The organism is Burkholderia sp. BCC0419 (assembly GCF_902830285.1).
GTDB lineage: Bacteria > Pseudomonadota > Gammaproteobacteria > Burkholderiales > Burkholderiaceae > Burkholderia.
Genome location: NZ_CADESR010000001.1, coordinates 2,746,695 through 2,761,883, shown reverse-complemented (window position 1 = coordinate 2,761,883; position 15,189 = coordinate 2,746,695). Strand labels below are relative to the sequence as shown.

At 66.3% G+C, this 15,189-nt stretch carries 17 protein-coding genes and 1 tRNA gene; 10 read left to right on the top strand and 8 right to left on the bottom strand.

The window, feature by feature from the left end; all coding sequences use genetic code 11:
* Positions 1-64: 64 nt before the first annotated feature.
* Positions 65-1,393, top strand: a complete 1,329-nt coding sequence (locus tag HWW87_RS12485) for an aminotransferase class I/II-fold pyridoxal phosphate-dependent enzyme (protein ID WP_175820479.1) — start codon at positions 65-67, stop codon at positions 1,391-1,393.
* The gene (locus HWW87_RS12480) at positions 1,390-2,070 is read left to right on the top strand and encodes a GNAT family N-acetyltransferase (protein ID WP_175820478.1); all 681 of its coding nucleotides are present in this window, start codon (positions 1,390-1,392) and stop codon (positions 2,068-2,070) included. The genes HWW87_RS12485 and HWW87_RS12480 overlap by 4 nt, the downstream gene beginning before the upstream one ends.
* A 107-nt stretch (positions 2,071-2,177) precedes the next feature.
* Here the strand turns inward: HWW87_RS12480 and cysC are convergent, their stop codons facing one another.
* The 3 genes from cysC to HWW87_RS12465 form a co-directional block, all read right to left on the bottom strand.
* Positions 2,178-2,741 carry an adenylyl-sulfate kinase gene (gene cysC / locus HWW87_RS12475; RefSeq protein ID WP_175820722.1) on the bottom strand — a complete coding sequence of 188 codons (564 nt, stop codon included), beginning with the start codon at positions 2,739-2,741 and terminating at the stop codon, positions 2,178-2,180.
* 736 nt (positions 2,742-3,477) lie between these two features.
* The gene (locus HWW87_RS12470; protein ID WP_175820721.1) at positions 3,478-4,311 is read right to left on the bottom strand and encodes a class II glutamine amidotransferase; all 834 of its coding nucleotides are present in this window, start codon (positions 4,309-4,311) and stop codon (positions 3,478-3,480) included.
* Positions 4,312-4,509: 198 nt separating this feature from the next.
* A complete protein-coding gene (locus tag HWW87_RS12465) occupies positions 4,510-4,839 on the bottom strand; it encodes a carboxymuconolactone decarboxylase family protein (RefSeq protein WP_114176220.1) in 330 nt (109 codons plus the stop codon).
* Positions 4,840-4,967: 128 nt separating this feature from the next.
* Here HWW87_RS12465 and HWW87_RS12460 point away from each other — a divergent pair, with 128 nt between their 5' ends.
* Positions 4,968-5,915: an AraC family transcriptional regulator gene (locus HWW87_RS12460; RefSeq protein WP_175820477.1), complete on the top strand. Its 948-nt coding sequence runs from the start codon at positions 4,968-4,970 to the stop codon at positions 5,913-5,915.
* A gap of 103 nt (positions 5,916-6,018) precedes the next feature.
* On the top strand, positions 6,019-6,462 hold the full coding sequence (gene yiaA, locus HWW87_RS12455) for an inner membrane protein YiaA (protein ID WP_175820476.1): 444 nt from the start codon (positions 6,019-6,021) through the stop codon (positions 6,460-6,462).
* On the opposite strand, the gene HWW87_RS12450 is transcribed toward yiaA, so the two are convergent.
* The gene (locus HWW87_RS12450) at positions 6,423-6,614 is read right to left on the bottom strand and encodes a hypothetical protein (RefSeq protein WP_175820475.1); all 192 of its coding nucleotides are present in this window, start codon (positions 6,612-6,614) and stop codon (positions 6,423-6,425) included. The two genes, yiaA and HWW87_RS12450, sit on opposite strands and share 40 nt — an antisense overlap.
* Between HWW87_RS12450 and HWW87_RS12445 the strand changes: the two genes are divergently transcribed.
* From HWW87_RS12445 to HWW87_RS12420, 6 genes are all read left to right on the top strand, one after another.
* Positions 6,601-7,665, top strand: coding sequence for a glycosyltransferase family 2 protein (locus HWW87_RS12445; RefSeq protein WP_175820474.1), 1,065 nt, complete (start codon positions 6,601-6,603; stop codon positions 7,663-7,665). The genes HWW87_RS12450 and HWW87_RS12445 overlap by 14 nt on opposite strands.
* Before the next feature lie 69 nt (positions 7,666-7,734).
* Positions 7,735-8,751 carry a hypothetical protein gene (locus HWW87_RS12440; protein ID WP_175820473.1) on the top strand — a complete coding sequence of 339 codons (1,017 nt, stop codon included), beginning with the start codon at positions 7,735-7,737 and terminating at the stop codon, positions 8,749-8,751.
* The gene (locus HWW87_RS12435) at positions 8,748-9,497 is read left to right on the top strand and encodes a hypothetical protein (protein WP_175820472.1); all 750 of its coding nucleotides are present in this window, start codon (positions 8,748-8,750) and stop codon (positions 9,495-9,497) included. Before HWW87_RS12440 ends, HWW87_RS12435 begins: the two co-directional genes overlap by 4 nt.
* The gene (locus HWW87_RS12430; protein WP_175820471.1) at positions 9,494-10,657 is read left to right on the top strand and encodes a hypothetical protein; all 1,164 of its coding nucleotides are present in this window, start codon (positions 9,494-9,496) and stop codon (positions 10,655-10,657) included. The genes HWW87_RS12435 and HWW87_RS12430 overlap by 4 nt, the downstream gene beginning before the upstream one ends.
* Before the next feature lie 8 nt (positions 10,658-10,665).
* Positions 10,666-11,271: a phosphatase PAP2 family protein gene (locus HWW87_RS12425; RefSeq protein ID WP_244107187.1), complete on the top strand. Its 606-nt coding sequence runs from the start codon at positions 10,666-10,668 to the stop codon at positions 11,269-11,271.
* Positions 11,268-12,215, top strand: coding sequence for a fatty acid desaturase family protein (locus HWW87_RS12420; protein WP_175820469.1), 948 nt, complete (start codon positions 11,268-11,270; stop codon positions 12,213-12,215). The genes HWW87_RS12425 and HWW87_RS12420 overlap by 4 nt, the downstream gene beginning before the upstream one ends.
* A gap of 129 nt (positions 12,216-12,344) precedes the next feature.
* Here HWW87_RS12420 and HWW87_RS12415 read toward each other — a convergent pair.
* The 4 genes from HWW87_RS12415 to tolB form a co-directional block, all read right to left on the bottom strand.
* Positions 12,345-12,421 (bottom strand) — tRNA-Lys (locus HWW87_RS12415).
* Between the two features lie 108 nt (positions 12,422-12,529).
* On the bottom strand, positions 12,530-13,279 hold the full coding sequence (gene ybgF / locus HWW87_RS12410) for a tol-pal system protein YbgF (protein WP_085041826.1): 750 nt from the start codon (positions 13,277-13,279) through the stop codon (positions 12,530-12,532).
* A gap of 19 nt (positions 13,280-13,298) precedes the next feature.
* Positions 13,299-13,811 carry a peptidoglycan-associated lipoprotein Pal gene (gene pal / locus HWW87_RS12405; RefSeq protein WP_174389422.1) on the bottom strand — a complete coding sequence of 171 codons (513 nt, stop codon included), beginning with the start codon at positions 13,809-13,811 and terminating at the stop codon, positions 13,299-13,301.
* A 17-nt stretch (positions 13,812-13,828) separates the two neighbouring features.
* Positions 13,829-15,124 carry a Tol-Pal system beta propeller repeat protein TolB gene (tolB, locus tag HWW87_RS12400; RefSeq protein WP_174389423.1) on the bottom strand — a complete coding sequence of 432 codons (1,296 nt, stop codon included), beginning with the start codon at positions 15,122-15,124 and terminating at the stop codon, positions 13,829-13,831.
* Positions 15,125-15,189: the final 65 nt, after the last annotated feature.

Below are 15,189 nucleotides of genomic sequence, written 5' to 3'. Positions count from 1 at the left end.
AACCACGCTTTTTAAAAATACGCGGCGTAACATAGCGCCTTTTCGAGATACAGCGAAGGAAGCAATGGCACTGGGAGAGCATCTTCGCCAGCAACTGGCGGCGAAAGCGCTGAAACGGCAACTGGAGCGCGCGACCGACGCCGCGGCGGCGCCCGGCGTGCCCGGCACGCCCGCTACGCAGACCGCGTCGGCGCGCAGCCGCTTCGAATCGATGCCGCAGTATCAGCAGGTCCGGATCATGCGCGAGATGGGCGAGAAACTGCGGGTCGACTCGCCGTTTTTCCGCGTGCACGACGGCGTCGCCGGGGCGACCACGCAGATCGGCGGCCGCGAATACCTGAACTTCGCGAACTACAACTATCTGGGCCTGGCAGGCGATCCGGCGGTGTCCGCGCGCGCGAAAGCCGCGATCGACCGCTACGGGACGTCGGCTTCGGCCAGCCGGATGGTCGCGGGCGAGCGCCCGGTGCAGCGCGAGCTCGAGCGTGCGCTGGCCGCGTTCTACGAGACCGACGATTGCGTCGCGTTCGTGAGCGGTCACGCGACCAACGTGACCGTGATCGGCGCGCTGTTCGGCCCGGGCGACTTGATCGTCCACGATGCGCTCGCGCACAACAGCATCGTGCAGGGCGCGCAGTTGAGCGGCGCGAAGCGGCTAAGCTTCGCACACAACGACTGGCAGGCGCTCGACGAGCTGCTGTCGCGCGTGCGCCGCGAATACCGGCATGTGCTGATCGCGATCGAAGGGCTGTACAGCATGGACGGCGATTTCCCCGATCTGCAGCGCTTCGTCGACGTGAAGACGCGCCACGGGGCGTTCCTGCTGGTCGACGAGGCGCATTCGCTCGGCGTGCTCGGCGCGACCGGCAAGGGCATCCGCGAGCATGGCGGCGTCGCGCCCGATCAGGTCGACATGTGGATGGGCACGATGAGCAAGACGCTGGCCGGCTGCGGCGGTTTCATCGCCGGCTGTCAGCCGCTCGTCGACATGTTGCGCCATCTGGCGCCGGGTTTCCTGTACAGCGTCGGCCTCGCGCCGACGCTCGCCGCAGCGTCGCTGGCCGCGCTCGAACGCCTGCAGGCCGAGCCGGAGCGCGTCGCGCAACTGCAGGCGCGCGGGCGGCAGTTCCTGACCGAGGCGCGTGCCGCCGGGCTGAATACGGGCACGAGCGCCGGGTATGCGGTCGTGCCGGTGATCACGGGCAGCTCGCTGAAGGCCGCGCAGTGGGCGAATGCGATGTTCGACGAAGGGATCAACGTGCAGCCGATCTTCTATCCGGCCGTCGAGGAAAAGGCGGCGCGCCTGCGCTTTTTCATCTGTTCGACACACGAGCCGGAGCAGATCAGCCGGGCGGTTGGCGTGTTGTCGCGCTTCGCGGGGCGCGGCGCGTGACGCAGGCTGTCGCGGTCGCGCAAGCGGTTCCGCGCGCCGGCGAACCGGCGCGGTTTCGCGCGGCCGAGGCGGATGACGCGGCCGCGTGCGCGCCGCTCATGTTTGCGTCCGGCGTGGCCGAATTCGGCTTCTTTCTCGGCGAAAGCGACGCGCGCTGCATCGCTTTCCTGCAGCAGGCGTTCCGGTCGCGCCACGGACGCTTCTCGTGGCGCCGGCATCGCGTCGCAGTCGCCGACGATGGCACGGTGCTCGCGGTGATGGCGATTCACGACGGGCAGCGGACGACGTTCGACGACGTGCACATCGTGTGGGCGCTCGCACGCTTCTTCGGCGTGCGCCGCACGATCGGCCAGTTGCTGCGCGGGCTGATCCTCGAAACGGAACTCCCGGCGCCGAAGCGTTCGCAGATCCTCGTCGCGCATTGCGCGACGGATGAACGCCGGCGCGGGACGGGCATTTTCAGCGCGCTGTTTCGCGATGCGCTGGATACCGGCGTGTTGCCGGCCGATGGCAGCCGTGACGTCGTGCTCGACGTGCTGACGCGCAACGTGCGCGCCCGCGCGCTGTACGAACGCCTCGGGTTCATCGCGCTGCCGCGGCGGCGCGCGCGTTCGAACAGGTTGCCGGGTGAGCTTGATTCGATCCGGATGGGGTTGGGTCGTCGCGGCCAACCATGACAGTGGGCCGGTGTGGCGTAAAGCGGACAGTTCAGCCGTCGCTCGCCACAATAGCGCGCCGAAACAGATGAGGGTAGTAGAGGCGCAGACGGGCCGTCGCGCCAGTATCAGCCGTTCAACGGCAATTTCTGCATGATCGCATGCACGCATTCCAGCGGACTTGCTTCGCCCGTGCGCACATGTACGTCGGGCAATGCCGGCTTTTCATAGGTCGATTCGATGCCGGTGAACTGCCGAATGGTTCCTTGCCTTGCCAGCGCATACAGCCCCTTGGGGTCGCGCGCTTCGGCCACATCCAGCGCAACGTCGACAAAGACTTCGAAAAACATGCCCTGCGGAAAACGCGCGCGCGCTTTGGCGCGTGCCTCCCGGAACGGCGAGATCAGCGCAACGATGACGACGAGCCCGGCATCCACCATCAGGCGCGCGACCTCGGCCGTCCGACGAATGTTCTCGTGGCGATCCGTGTCGCTGAATCCCAGGTCCTGATTCAATCCTTCGCGAAGCTGGTCGCCGTCCAGCAGAAAGGTCCGCAGGCCGCGCGCATCGAGTTGTTCCTTCAGCAGGTTCGAGAGCGTCGATTTGCCGGCACCGGAGACACCGGTGAGCCATACCACGAAGGCATGGTCCTGCTTCATGCTGGAAAGCACGGATTGATTGCCCGTCAGCATGACAGGGAGAGAATTTTGGAGATCTTGAGTCATCTCGGAGTCGCTGTGCCAGTAACTGCGTCGTACTTTATTGTGATGCGGATTCATCCGTCGGCGGATTGTAACGTTCCTTTTCAAAATTTGTAACTTGAATATTTTAATCAGGAATAAGGCCTTCACCGTCATGCGGCGCGACGGTGTGCGAACACTATCTGCTCGGTAATGATTGCCGATTCGTCGTAATAATTCGAAATGAGCGCGCGTCGCCGACGGAGTGCAAGGTGCGTAAAATGTCGGCCCCGTTTCATCGCCGCGCTGAATTTGCGGTACGTCCCGATCAGGCTCTGTGCCATGAGGGCAATGGGTGCGAACGATTTGCGTCGGAATCGTTGGAAGGATGGTGACGGTTGTCCGTCGATGCGTCGCAGCATTCCTCGTACATATGTTCTGGACCGTGTTCGATTATCGTCCTGGCTCCCGGTCGGAATGAAATCGCAAGAGTATTAACTTTCTATTCAGCGAAAATCGCAGTGCGCGGAGTCTGCTTTCGTCGTGCGATTCCGGCACTCATTATCGAATTGGGGAGTTATCCGAGGCGTGTTGCCCGATCGTATTTGTCGGGCGATGAGTCGTATCGCTTTCGATTGATTCAGCAGTACCGAGCGCTGGTCCCTCAAAACCGGATCGCCGCGATTGCCGTATCGCGCCGAAGTATTCGACACCAGAATGCGCTCGATTTCGTCAGGACTGCGGCATGTCACTTGTGCCGCGGCCCGAACGGCCGCTGCTGCACATCGGCGCCCTGCGCGACGATCGCCATCCCCTCCGGCACTTCCTCCCACGCACCGCGCAGGTCGACGAGCGGCTCCGACACGACCATGAACGCATCATCGCCGGCTTCGGCGATACGCGGGTTATGCGGATACAGCGCGTGCAGGTGCTTGAACGACGTGCTGTGGAACAGCGAGCGCGATTGCCGTTCGCTCGAGTAGCGCACCGCGACGATCCGTTCGCCATCGGTTGCGCAGATCGTCATGTTGATCGGATCGGCGACGCGATGCCGCGCGGCGGTTTCCTCCACCACGCCGACCATCCGTTCGAGCGCCGGCAGCGGCGCCTGCTCGAGACCGTACGTCAGCGCGAGGCGGAACATCAGCTCGGAGTCGGTCGAGCCTTCGAGCGTCGGGAACAGCGCGGGATCGACCTTCATCGTCAGGTCGCGGCGCAGCTTGTGGAAGTCGCGGATCAGCCCGTTGTGCGCGAACAGCCAGCGGCCGTGGCGGAACGGATGGCAGTTGGTTTCCTGCACGGGCGTGTCGGTCGCCGCGCGAATGTGTGCGATGAACATCCGCGAGCGGATCGCACGCGCGGCTTCGCGCAGGTTGCGGTCGTTCCATGCGGGATGCACGGAGCGATAGCGGAACGGGAGTTCGTCGGGATGCCCGTACCAGCCGATGCCGAAGCCGTCGCCGTTGGTGGTCGTGGCGCCCAGCTCCGAATGCAGGCTCTGGTCGATCAGCGAATGCTTCGCGCGGAACAGCACCGTTTCCAGATGGATCGGATTACCCGTATAGGCGAGCCAGCGGCACATGGAGCGCTCCTTCACGATGTATCGTTCGCGCATGGTAGCCGACTCTGCGACGTTGCCGCGTCCAAGCGAATCACCCGCAATCTTCATACATCGCAGGCCGTACGCGCGAAGCGCAACCGCCCGGCCACGCGGCCGGGCGTCATGCAACACGGCAGTTCGGCGCGGTGCGGCACGAGAGCGGTGCCGCACCGCGCCGGTTCAGTCGCCGAGCGCGTCCATCACACGCGCCGAATAGACGAGCGCCGCGCCCGCATTCAGCGCAATCGCGACGCCGAGTGCTTCCGCCACTTCCTCCCTGGTCGCGCCATGCTTGGCCGCTTCGGCCGTATGCACGGCGATACAGCCGTCGCAGCGCGTCGTGACGGCCACTGCGAGCGCGATCAGTTCGCGCGTCTTCGCGTCGAGATGGCCGGTCTTGGCGCCCGCGCCGGACAGCGCCTTGTAGCCGGCCAGCGTATCGGGCGACAGCTTGGCGATGTCGCCGATACGCGTCGAGAGTTCCTTCCGGTATTCGTTCCAGTTCAGCATGATGCGTCCTTGTCGAGAAGAGTGAGGAGGGCGGCGGGCGCCGCGACTCGGGCGATGCAAGGCTATTCTGATCGCTCGCGCTGAGGGTTTCGATACGCTAGAGTGTCAATTTTTAGCGCAATCGTCTCATGGATGCGTTGAGTCAACTGCTGTCGCTGGGTCGCAGCCATGTCGAGCTCGACGTGCGCTGCCTGCTCGACGGCCCGTTCGCGATGCCGCACGACCCGCTGCCGCCCGGCGAGGCGGCGTTCCATCTGGTGCTGGCCGGAACCTGTCGACTGCGTGCCGCCGACGGGCGCACGCTGCAACTCGCCGATGGCGATTTCGTGCTGCTGCCCGCTGGCGGCGCGCACGACCTGCTCGACGCAGCGGGCAGCCGGTCGAAGCCGCGCGTGCCGCTGCGCGATTCGAGTGCCGGCGACGGCGCGGTGCTGCCGGTCAAGTCGAATCTCGATCCGGCCGAACCGGGCAGCGCGAGCGTGGATCTGCTCTGCGGACGGTTCGTCTATGCGCGCGGCGCGGGCGAACTGCTGATGCGCACGCTGCCGCAGGTGCTGCACGTCGGGTTGCGCGACGCATCGGGGGCCGCGCCGCTGCAACTGCTGACGAGCGTGCTGCGTACCGAGGCGTCGAACGTGCAGCCGGGCGCCGGCGCGATCGTGAACGCGCTCGGGCAGGCGCTGCTCGCGTATGCACTGCGCGCATACGGCCGCGGTGCGCGCGTGCCGTCCGGCTGGCTCGCGCTCGCGGCCGATGCGCGCCTCGGCCCGTCTGTCCAGGCCGTGCTGCAGGCGCCGGCCCAACCGTGGACGGTCGAATCGCTCGGCGCCGCGGCGGCGATGTCGCGCGCGACCTACGCGCGGCATTTCCGCGAGAAGGCCGGGATGAGCGTCGGCGTGTTCGTCGCGCAGATCCGGATGATGCATGCGTGCGCGTTGCTGCAGGACACGCAGCGCGGGCAGGCGGAAATCGGGCAGGCGGTCGGCTACCAGTCCGAGGCCGCGTTCGGCAAGGCGTTTCGCGCGGTGCTCGGCACGACGCCGGGGCGCTGGCGGCGCGCGCGGCGCGAAACGTGAGCATGCAAGCACGCCCGTCGTGACGCGCGCCAAAGCTGCTACCATGCGCAAAACGCAGTTCTACCAAAACGATTTCGAACAACAAGAAAGAGAGGGCAAAGCAATGAACCAGACCACCATCCAGCAACCGTCGTTCGCGTTCGTGGCCGCGTCGTGGGCCGCGCTGCTCGCCGGTTTCGCGGCCTTCCTGATCGGGCTCTGGAACGCCGGCATGCAGCTCAACGAGAAGGGCTACTACTTCACCGTGCTGGTGTTCGGCCTCTATGCGGCGATCTCGCTGCAGAAGAGCGTGCGCGACCGCGCGGAATGCATTCCCGTCACCGGCATCTACTACGGCCTCAGCTGGATCGCGCTGCTGCTGTCGATCGCGCTGCTGATCGTCGGCCTCTTCAACGCGACGCTGCAGTTGAGCGAGAAGGGCTTTTACGCGATGTCGTTCGTGCTCGCGCTGTTCGGCTCGGTGGCCGTGCAGAAGAACACGCGCGACTTGCAGAATGCGAAGCCGCGCTACACCGACGCCGATTCCGCGCCGTCGATCCAGGAGTGACGGCACGTGCAGCGGGCGCCCGCCGAGGCCGCCAGTTGCGCGACGATGTCCGCGGTGGCCGCATTCGCCGGCGCGTCGCGGGCCAGCCGTCCTTTCGTTTCGTCCATGCCGTCGCGCATGACGATGGAGATATTCCGGATGCCGAACTTCACTGAAACCGCAGCGCGGACGCGCACGGCCGCCCGTTCCGTGGCCGCGCGTGCCGCGCTCGTGCTGGAGACCAACAACCTGCGCGGCGGCGCGGGCCTCGTGCAGGCCGTCGACAGCCTGAAACGCCTCGTGACGGCGCTGTCGAGACAGACCGTGCCGCCGGCCGCACTGGCGCAATGGATCATCACGCACGACGGCCTGCCCGCCGACGCGTGCGCGGAAATCGCCGCGCTGGCCGGCCGCCCGATCGACTTCGTCGAGATCGGTGCGAGCACCGGCTACTACGATGCAAAGAACGACGGCTTCGATCGTGTCGATGCCGATCGCTGCGACATCGTCGTATTCGGCGACGCCGATTGCCGGCCGGCCGACGACTGGCTCGAGCACCTGCTCGCACCGTTCGCACGCGACGCGGGCGATGCGCCCGTCGCGGTGGCGGGGCGGACCAGCTACGCGCCCAACGTGCTCGGCATCGCGCTGACGTCGATCGATTTCATGTACTTCCCGAGCCCGCTGCGCGACGGCGCGACGCGCAATTTCTACGCGAACAACGTCGCGTTCCGGCGCGACGTGTTCGCGCAATTCCGCTATGAGCCGCTCGACGGCGTCTATCGCGCGCATTGCCAGGTGATGGGGCTGCGGATGCAGGCGGCCGGCGTGGCCGTCGAATTCGTGCCGGCCGCGCACACCGAGCATCGGCTGCCGGACACGCATCGCGAATCGCTGAAGCTGCGCTGGATGCGCGGCGAGGACAGCATCGGGCTGACGCCGTATCTCGTGAACGCGTACCTGCCGCGTCAATGGCAGTGGCTCGGTCGCAGCGGCCCGCTCGGCCCGTTCTGCGTGATGGCGATGCGGCTCGGCTACAGCCTGCGCGCACTGAATCGCCAGCAGTTGCCGCAACTGGGCGCCGTTCGCTATCTCGCGGCGGTCGGCGTCACGATCACCGCGTCTGGCGTCGATACGCTCGGTGCGCTCTCGCGCGGTTTCGGGCTCACGGGACGCGCGTCGGCCCGGCGCGATCTCGACGCGCTGTCCTATCACCGTCATTGAAACGGCGCCGTGCATCGCGGCGGCGCGGCCACGACACTTCGACATCCTGATTCCATTCCGACGACGACCATGCCCTCACTCGCCACCCGCGTTGCCTGTCTCGCCCTGTTTGCCGCCAGCGTTGGTGCCGATGCCGCACCGGTCGATCATGCGGGGCGCGGGATTTATCACTTCACGTCGCAAAGCGGCTGCCCGTTCGCGAATACGGCCGCGTCGGACTGCAATCGTGTCGCGCTCGATGCGCCCGACGTCCATGCGAGCATCGATACCGATGCGCACGCAATCGTCTTTTCGGGCGATGCGAACCGTCGCACGAAGGACGTGCTCGGCGACGTGCTGCTGCAAGGCACGGGCGTCGATGCAGACGGGCGGCGCGTGCCGTTGAGCGTGCACATTCTGCTGCGTCGCGACGGCACGAAATGGGATCGTGATGTGTACGTCCACGCGCCCGTGCGCGGCAAGTTCACCGATGTGCGGATCGATCCATATCGCGTGCGCGTGAAGGAGGGCGATCGCGAGCGCGACGTGCTCACGCCGGACGAAACGCTCGCGCTGTTTGCGCATCCGTCGCTCGCATCGCGGCTGGCGCGCCATCTCGTGAAAGTGAGTGCGACCGATCCGAAGCAGCCGTCCGCGGATGACATCACGATCGCGCTCGGTGTCGGCGGCCTGACGAAGGCGGTCGCGCGCGCGAGCTTCACGTCGAATGCGCCGCGCGATGCCGATGTCGATCGTGCGCTCGCGTCCGGTACGTGGTCGATCCGCTTCGATGCACTGAGCAATCACATCCCGGTGTGGGTCGCACGTCGCGAGCTGTTCCTGTTCGGCCTCGACGGCAGCGCACTCGTGAAAGACGTGCGCGAACGCGGCTTTCGGAAGAGCGACCGGATCGAGTTCGGCGCGCGCGACGGCAACGGCTATCTGCGCGTGAACGGCCGCGAGGAAGCTTTTGCGGGCGCGGCCGCCTCCGCACATGCGTTCATGCAGGAGAGCTTCGTCGGCCTGATTCTCGGCTGGCGTCGCGACCCGGCTGCTTCAGCCGCCGCTGCGACGCAATCTTCATCGACACGGGGCGAGCCGGCATGACCGCGACAGGCGAGTTGCCCGCGTCGTCGCAGGCCGCACACGGCGCGCGCTTCGACTGTCTCGATGCGCCCGTGCCGCGCGGCCCGGCACGGATGCGCGCGTATCTCGTCGATCGCATCAAGCGGGCGGCGATCCGGCAATTGCATCGCAGCATGCATGGCGAGCGCTGGATGCTGCGCATGTACCTGATCGGTGAAGAAGCGACCGAGTGCGCGCTGCACGAGGACTGGACCGGACAGTCGCCGGACTGGCTTGCACCGCGCATCGAGCAGCATCTCGCGGACGAGCGTCGCCATGCGGCCGCGTTTGCCGATGCGCTGCGCCGGCGCGGCATCGACGCGTCGACCGGGCCGCACACACCCGACTGGCTGAGCCGGCGCAAGATCATGCGATGGCGCCGGCTCGCGCAGCGCTACGCACCGCATTTCGCGCAAGGCGTACTCGTGCCCGCGTATTCGACCGGCCTGTGCGCGGAACAGATGGCGATGCGCGTGCTCGCACGCCACTGCGCGACGATCGGCGACGCGCATCCGCTGTATCCGTTGCTGTCGCGCGTGCTCGCCGACGAGACGCGACACGTCCGGCTTTGCGCCGATACGCTGCGTCGCCTCGTCGAGCCGTCCGAGGCCGCGTCGCTCGCCGCGTTGCTGGACGAGATCCGCGCGATCGAAGCCGGTTTCGGCGTGACGGGCGCGCTGGCGATGTACGCAGCCGGCTGGATCCAGTCGCTTCGTCCGCGCGCATGATGCCGCGCATCGTCTATCTCGCGACGGCCGACGCGCGCGGCCATCTGATGCGCGCGCAACTGCTCGTGCATGCGTTGCGCGTGGCCGGCGCGCAGGTCGACGTGCTGACGACGTCCGATGCCGGGCATGCGTTCCTCGCCGCGTTCGGCGTCGACGCGGCCGTGCTGTCGCGGCACTACGCGGTGCAGTTCGACGAGCGGCAGAACATGCTGCGCGACGCGACCGATCGCAATGTCGCGCACTACGTGTTCAGGCCGACCCGCATGCTGCGCGACATCGCGCGGCTGCGTGCGATCGTTCGCGACGCGGATCTCGTGATCAACGACTCGTTTCATCCGGCGCTGCTGTGCATGGGCGCGGTGCCGGGATGGCGGCGTCGCGTCGTTCACGTGTATGGCGGCAGCCTGCGCCGCGCGCTGACCGCGAATTTCGATGCACGGCTGCCGCGTGTGCTGGCGCGCGCTTTCGCGCGGATCGTCGACTGGCAGATCGATTCGGCGCTGGGCTGTATCGAGCACGATTTCGCGTACGACTTCGCCGACGATGCGCCGTGCTCGCACCGGCATCGCCGGCTGCCGACGCCGGTGCCGGTGCCGATCGTCGCCGAGCTGTCGGCGCCGGAACCCGCTGCCGCGGCCGTTTACCTGAATCCGCACTTTCGCGACGTCGCGCTCGCCGATGCACTGTCGGCCGGCATGCGCGACGCGGGGCTCGCCGCACACTGCGTAGGCGAGGGATACGCCGGACACGACGGCTGGACCGGCGTCGACGCCGACTGGCCGACGCGCGCCGCGCATGCGCCGCTGATCGTGTCGGCGCCCGGCATGGCCGCGCTGTCGATCGCGCGCGTGTATCGCCGCCCGATCCTGCTCGTGCAGACCGATCAGCCCGAACAGGCAAGCAACGCCGCGCGCGCGGCACGGCTGCAACTCGTGCACCGTGTCGTCACATGGCGCGGTGACGCGTCGGCATTCCGGCGCGAGATAGGGCAGGCGTCGATCGAGCTGATGCGCGATCCTGGTACGCCGGCGGGAACGCTCGCGGGCCGCGAGCATGCGCGTGCGCGTGTCGACGCGTGGACATCGCACCTCCTCGCGCTGTGTCCGCATGCGCGGGCGGCCGAGGCGGAAACCCGATGCGAGGCATCGGTGCCGCGATGAATACGCGAATGTTGCATGACGATCGCCGGCCCGATGTCCGGCAGATGCTGGCCGCGACATTCGGCTTGGTCGCGGGCCTCGCGATCTTCTTTTTGCTGGAGCGCGGCGTCACGCCTCGCTACGTGCTGGCGACGGCGATCGATGCGCGGATTCCGTTCATTGCGTGGTCGTGGTTCGTCTATGTCGCGTTCTTTCCGTTCGTGATTGCGCTCGCCGCGTACGCGCGGCCGTCCGCGTTCGCCGCGTTCAGGGAGGCCGTGCTGATCGCGTTCGTGCTCGGCGTGGCCTGCTTCCTGCTGTTTCCGGAAGCCGTGCCGCGGCCCGACATCGCGGAGATAGGCAATGCATTCGTGCGCCGGCGTCTTGCGCGCATGTGGCAGCTCGATCTTGCGGCCAACGGCTTCCCGAGCCTGCATGTCGCGGTCACGTGTCTGGCGTGCCGGATGCTGGTGGACCGGCGCCGGATCGTCGCGGCGGCGATCGGGCTGCTGATCTGCGCGTCGACGCTGACGCTCAAGCAGCATACGGTCGCCGACGTGCTGGGTGGGGTCGCGCTCGCGACGGTCAGTGCGCTGTGGGTCGAGCGGCGTTCGCTGCGCAGGAGGCTCGCTTGACGGAGACGCAGGTTCACCGCGCCGGATCGAACGTCGGGCTCGCGCGGTTCGTGCCCGATCCCGTGCTGTTTCGCGTGAGTGCGGCGCGTGTCGGCGTGGCGCTGGCGGGTGACTGGCTGATGATTGCCGCCGCGTTTGCCGCTGCGATCGCGTTTGCGCATCCGCTTGCCTACGCATGCGCGGCGATCGTGATCGCGCGCAGCCAGCTCGCGCTCGCGGTCATGATGCACGAAGGGGCGCACGGGTTGCTCGCGCGGAACCGGCGCGTCAACGACGCGCTGGGGCAACTGCTCGCGGCCGGGCCGCTGTGGCTGTCGCTGCGCACGTATCGGGCCGGCCATCTGAAGCACCATCGCGCGCCGATGCAGTCGGACGACCCCGTCGCGCTGCTGTTCGGCGTGCACGACTATCCGGTGACGCGCGGGCGGTTGATCATCCGCCTGCTCGCGTACGCATGCGGGATCGGCTACGTGACGAGCGTCGTGAAGCTCGCGCGCGGCGCGTTCGCGCATGCGTTGCCGAAGGTCGAAAAATCGCGTGCGTATGTGGCGTGGGAGATCGCGTCGATGCTGGCCGGCAACGGTGCGCTGTTCGGCGCGCTCGCGCTGGCCGGACATCCGCTGCTGTACGTCGCGTTGTGGATCGTGCCGTCCGTCACATTGTTGCCGCTCGCCGGGCAGGTGCGCGCGATCTTCGAGCACGCGGGGCTGCCGGCTGGCGCGGACCAGAGCCGCAACGCACGCACGATCGTCCGGCGTTCGTGGCAGACGTTCCTGTTCGGCCCGCACGCGATTCATTTTCATATCGAACATCATCTGTTCACGCGGATGCCGTTCCATAACCTGCCGGTCGTGCACCGGCAACTCGCACGGCGGAAGCTGTTGCCTGACGGCAATTTGTATTCGGGATATGGTGCGGTGCTGCGGGATGTGAGTGTGCGATGATCGGCTGGGATCAAGTCGCGCGCGACCGAGTGTGTCGCGAGCATCGTCAAGCATTCAAGCTCGACCGGCCAAGCGACAGACGCAAAAAAGCCTCCGCGAGGGAGGCTTTTTTGCACTATCGAAGATAGTTGGTAGGGTGGGAGGGACTCGAACCCTCGACTCTCTGATTAAAAGTCAGATACTCTAACCAACTGAGTTACCACCCCACGTTCTTGAAACCGGTCGGTTCGTTGCTTCAACAACTTGGGCAACGACCTAAAGAGCAAAAGATTATAGCGACGGGTTGCAGGGCTGTCAATAACCCGTCACGATAATTATTTGATGGTTTCGAGCTTGCCCTGCGCCGTCTGCGCCGCGTTCGACCCGGCGTACTGCGACACGACCTGCTCGAACGTCTTCTTCGCGGCCGCCTTCTGGCCTTGCTCGAGCTGGTTCGTGCCGATCGCCACGAGGGCGTCGGCCGCGCGCGGGTGCTGCGGGAACTTGCTGACGATCCCTTGCCACGTCGCGGTCGAACCGCGGTAGTCGCGCAGCGCGTATTGCGCATTGCCGTACCAGTACTGCGCGGTCGGCTGATAGGGGCTCTGCGGATACTTCGCGATGAACGCGCGGAACGAAGCCGCCGCCGCCTTGAAGTTGCCGTTGCGGAACTGCTGCTGCGCCGCGCTGAGCGCATCCGTTTCACCCGGCTGCACGGTGCCTTCGACACCGTCGATCGTCGCCTGCTGCGGCTCGAACTTCTTGAGCCGCGTGTCGAGATCCTGGTAGTACTCCTTCTGCTGCCGCTCGAGCGTCGTCAGCCGGTTCGTCAGATCCTCGTTCTCGCCGCGCAGCGTCGCGACCTGCTGGTTAAGCTGGTCGAGACGGCCGGATTGATCGAGGATCGTACGCTGGGCGGCGGACAACTGGCTCGCCAGGTTGTCGGTCTTGCTGCGCAGGTCGAGCACGGCGCGGCGCGCCTCGTTGTCGTCGAACACGCCGGCGTGCGCCGGCGCGGCCGACCACGCCGCGCCGACGACGCAGAAGGTTGCGGCTGCGCGCAGCCAGGTTACACGGTGCGTCATACGGCGATTCTTCCGTTACTTACTGTTGGTAGACGAGGTCGGCGCGACGGTTCTGCGCCCACGATGCTTCGTCGTGACCCGTTGCCTGCGGCTTTTCCTTGCCGAGGCTCACGGCTTCCATCTGCGAATCGTTCACGCCGAGCAGGGCCATTGCGCGACGGACGGCTTCCGCACGCTTCTGGCCCAGCGCGAGGTTGTACTCGCTCGTGCCGCGTTCGTCGGTGTTGCCCTGGATCAGCACGTGGCGCTGCGGATGGCTCTTCAGGTACTGAGCGTGTTGCTGCATCAGCGGCTGGTACTCGTCCTTGACCGAATAGCTGTCGAAGTCGAAGTAGATGCTGCGCTTCGCGAGCGGGCTGTTCGGGTCGTTCAGCGGATCGACGTTCACTTGCGCGACGTTGTCGGCGCTCGGCTGCGTGCTCATCGCACCCGCGTTGTTCGCCTTGTCGTCGAGCTTCACGCCCGACTTGCACGCTGCGAGCGCACTGATCATCATCACGGCCAGGGCCAGACGAGCTTTATTCGACATCATGGTTACTCTCCTTGTGGTCATTGCATGAAGGGCCCCCACGACGGCTCGCGAACGGAGCCGCCCTGGACGGACAGGATCTGCGGCGGCGCGCTGCCGTCGGAGGGCACTGCAGCCAGAACATTGCGACCACCCGACTGGGTAGCGTACAGAAGATACTGGCCGTTTGCCGCGAAGCTCGGCGATTCGTCGCGATTGGTATTCGTGATGGCGTTCGCCGCGCCAGATTGCAGATCCTGAACGTACAGCTTGAAGCCCCCACCCGTGCGGGAGATGTAGGCGAGCAGCTTGCCGTCCGGGCTGATACGCGGGCTCGTGTTGTAGCTGCCGGTGAAGGTCACGCGTTGTGCCGAGCCGGCGCTTTCACCCTGCGCGGGCATCCGGTAGATCTGCGGCGCACCGCCGCGATCGCTCGTGAAGTAGATCCAGCGGCCGTCCGGCGAGTAGAACGGTTCGGTGTCGATCGAGCTGCTCTGCGTGAGACGGCGCAGGCCGCCGCCGTTCGCGTTGACCGTATAGATTTGCGTATTGCCCGTCAGCGACAGCGCGACGGCAAGCGTGTTGCTGTCCGGCGACCACGCCGGTGCGCTGTTGTTGCCCTTCTGGTCGGAGACCATGTAGCGGCGGCCGGTCGGCAGGTCGTGGATGTAGACGATCGGCTTCTTGCGCTCGAACGACACGTATGCGACCTTCGTGCCGCTCGGCGACCAGGCCGGCGAGATGATCGGTTCGGTGCTCGACAGCGCGATGCGCGCGTTCTGGCCGTCCGAATCGGAAATCTGCAACTGGTAGCGGTTGCCGGTCTTGATCACGTACGACAAGCGCGTGGCGAACACGCCGCGCACGCCGAGCAGCTTCTGGTAGATGTAGTCGGCGATCTTGTGGCCGGCCGTGCGCAGCGTGGTGTCGGTGGCCGTCAGCGACAGGCCGCCGAGGCTTTGCTGCTTCACGGTGTCGTACAGGATGAAGTTGACCTTGTACTGGCCGTTCGCGTCGCGGTTCACGCTGCCGGCGACGAACGCGTTCGCGCCCTTGGCCTTCCATGCGCCGAGATCGACCGATGCGGTCTCGGGCACGGGCGTGCTGCCGGCGTCGATGTTGGTGAATTTGCCGCTGCGGGCGAGGTCGGCACGGACGATCGACGTGACCTGCTGCGGCAGGTTCGCCTCGTTCGTGAAGTTCGCGGTGGCAATGGGGAACTGGGTCGACCCGACGCCGGTGATCAGCACGTTGACCTGGGCGTTAGCGGCGCTGCCCGCCGTGATCAGACACGAGGCCACGAGTGCCCTGAAACCTAGCTTTGTCATCAAACTCATGCTTCTTGCTTCCCGTATGGCTTGGATCGCTGCGCAACGGCAGAGACAGTAAAAATACCCGATTC

Excerpts from the sequence above, each read along its gene's own strand:
- HWW87_RS12465 (WP_114176220.1), bottom strand. The coding sequence starts at position 4,839 with ATGCTGAACTGGAACGAATACCGGAAGGAACTCTCGACGCGTATCGGC.
- pal (WP_174389422.1), bottom strand. The coding sequence starts at position 13,811 with ATGATGTCGAATAAAGCTCGTCTGGCCCTGGCCGTGATGATGATCAGT.
- HWW87_RS12485 (WP_175820479.1), top strand. The coding sequence starts at position 65 with ATGGCACTGGGAGAGCATCTTCGCCAGCAACTGGCGGCGAAAGCGCTG.
- HWW87_RS12440 (WP_175820473.1), top strand. The coding sequence starts at position 7,735 with ATGCCCTCACTCGCCACCCGCGTTGCCTGTCTCGCCCTGTTTGCCGCC.
- HWW87_RS12460 (WP_175820477.1), top strand. The coding sequence starts at position 4,968 with ATGGATGCGTTGAGTCAACTGCTGTCGCTGGGTCGCAGCCATGTCGAG.
- tolB (WP_174389423.1), bottom strand. The coding sequence starts at position 15,124 with ATGAGTTTGATGACAAAGCTAGGTTTCAGGGCACTCGTGGCCTCGTGT.
- HWW87_RS12435 (WP_175820472.1), top strand. The coding sequence starts at position 8,748 with ATGACCGCGACAGGCGAGTTGCCCGCGTCGTCGCAGGCCGCACACGGC.
- ybgF (WP_085041826.1), bottom strand. The coding sequence starts at position 13,279 with ATGACGCACCGTGTAACCTGGCTGCGCGCAGCCGCAACCTTCTGCGTC.
- HWW87_RS12425 (WP_244107187.1), top strand. The coding sequence starts at position 10,666 with ATGTTGCATGACGATCGCCGGCCCGATGTCCGGCAGATGCTGGCCGCG.
- HWW87_RS12430 (WP_175820471.1), top strand. The coding sequence starts at position 9,494 with ATGATGCCGCGCATCGTCTATCTCGCGACGGCCGACGCGCGCGGCCAT.
- HWW87_RS12470 (WP_175820721.1), bottom strand. The coding sequence starts at position 4,311 with ATGTGCCGCTGGCTCGCCTATACGGGTAATCCGATCCATCTGGAAACG.
- yiaA (WP_175820476.1), top strand. The coding sequence starts at position 6,019 with ATGAACCAGACCACCATCCAGCAACCGTCGTTCGCGTTCGTGGCCGCG.
- HWW87_RS12445 (WP_175820474.1), top strand. The coding sequence starts at position 6,601 with ATGCCGAACTTCACTGAAACCGCAGCGCGGACGCGCACGGCCGCCCGT.
- cysC (WP_175820722.1), bottom strand. The coding sequence starts at position 2,741 with ATGCTGACGGGCAATCAATCCGTGCTTTCCAGCATGAAGCAGGACCAT.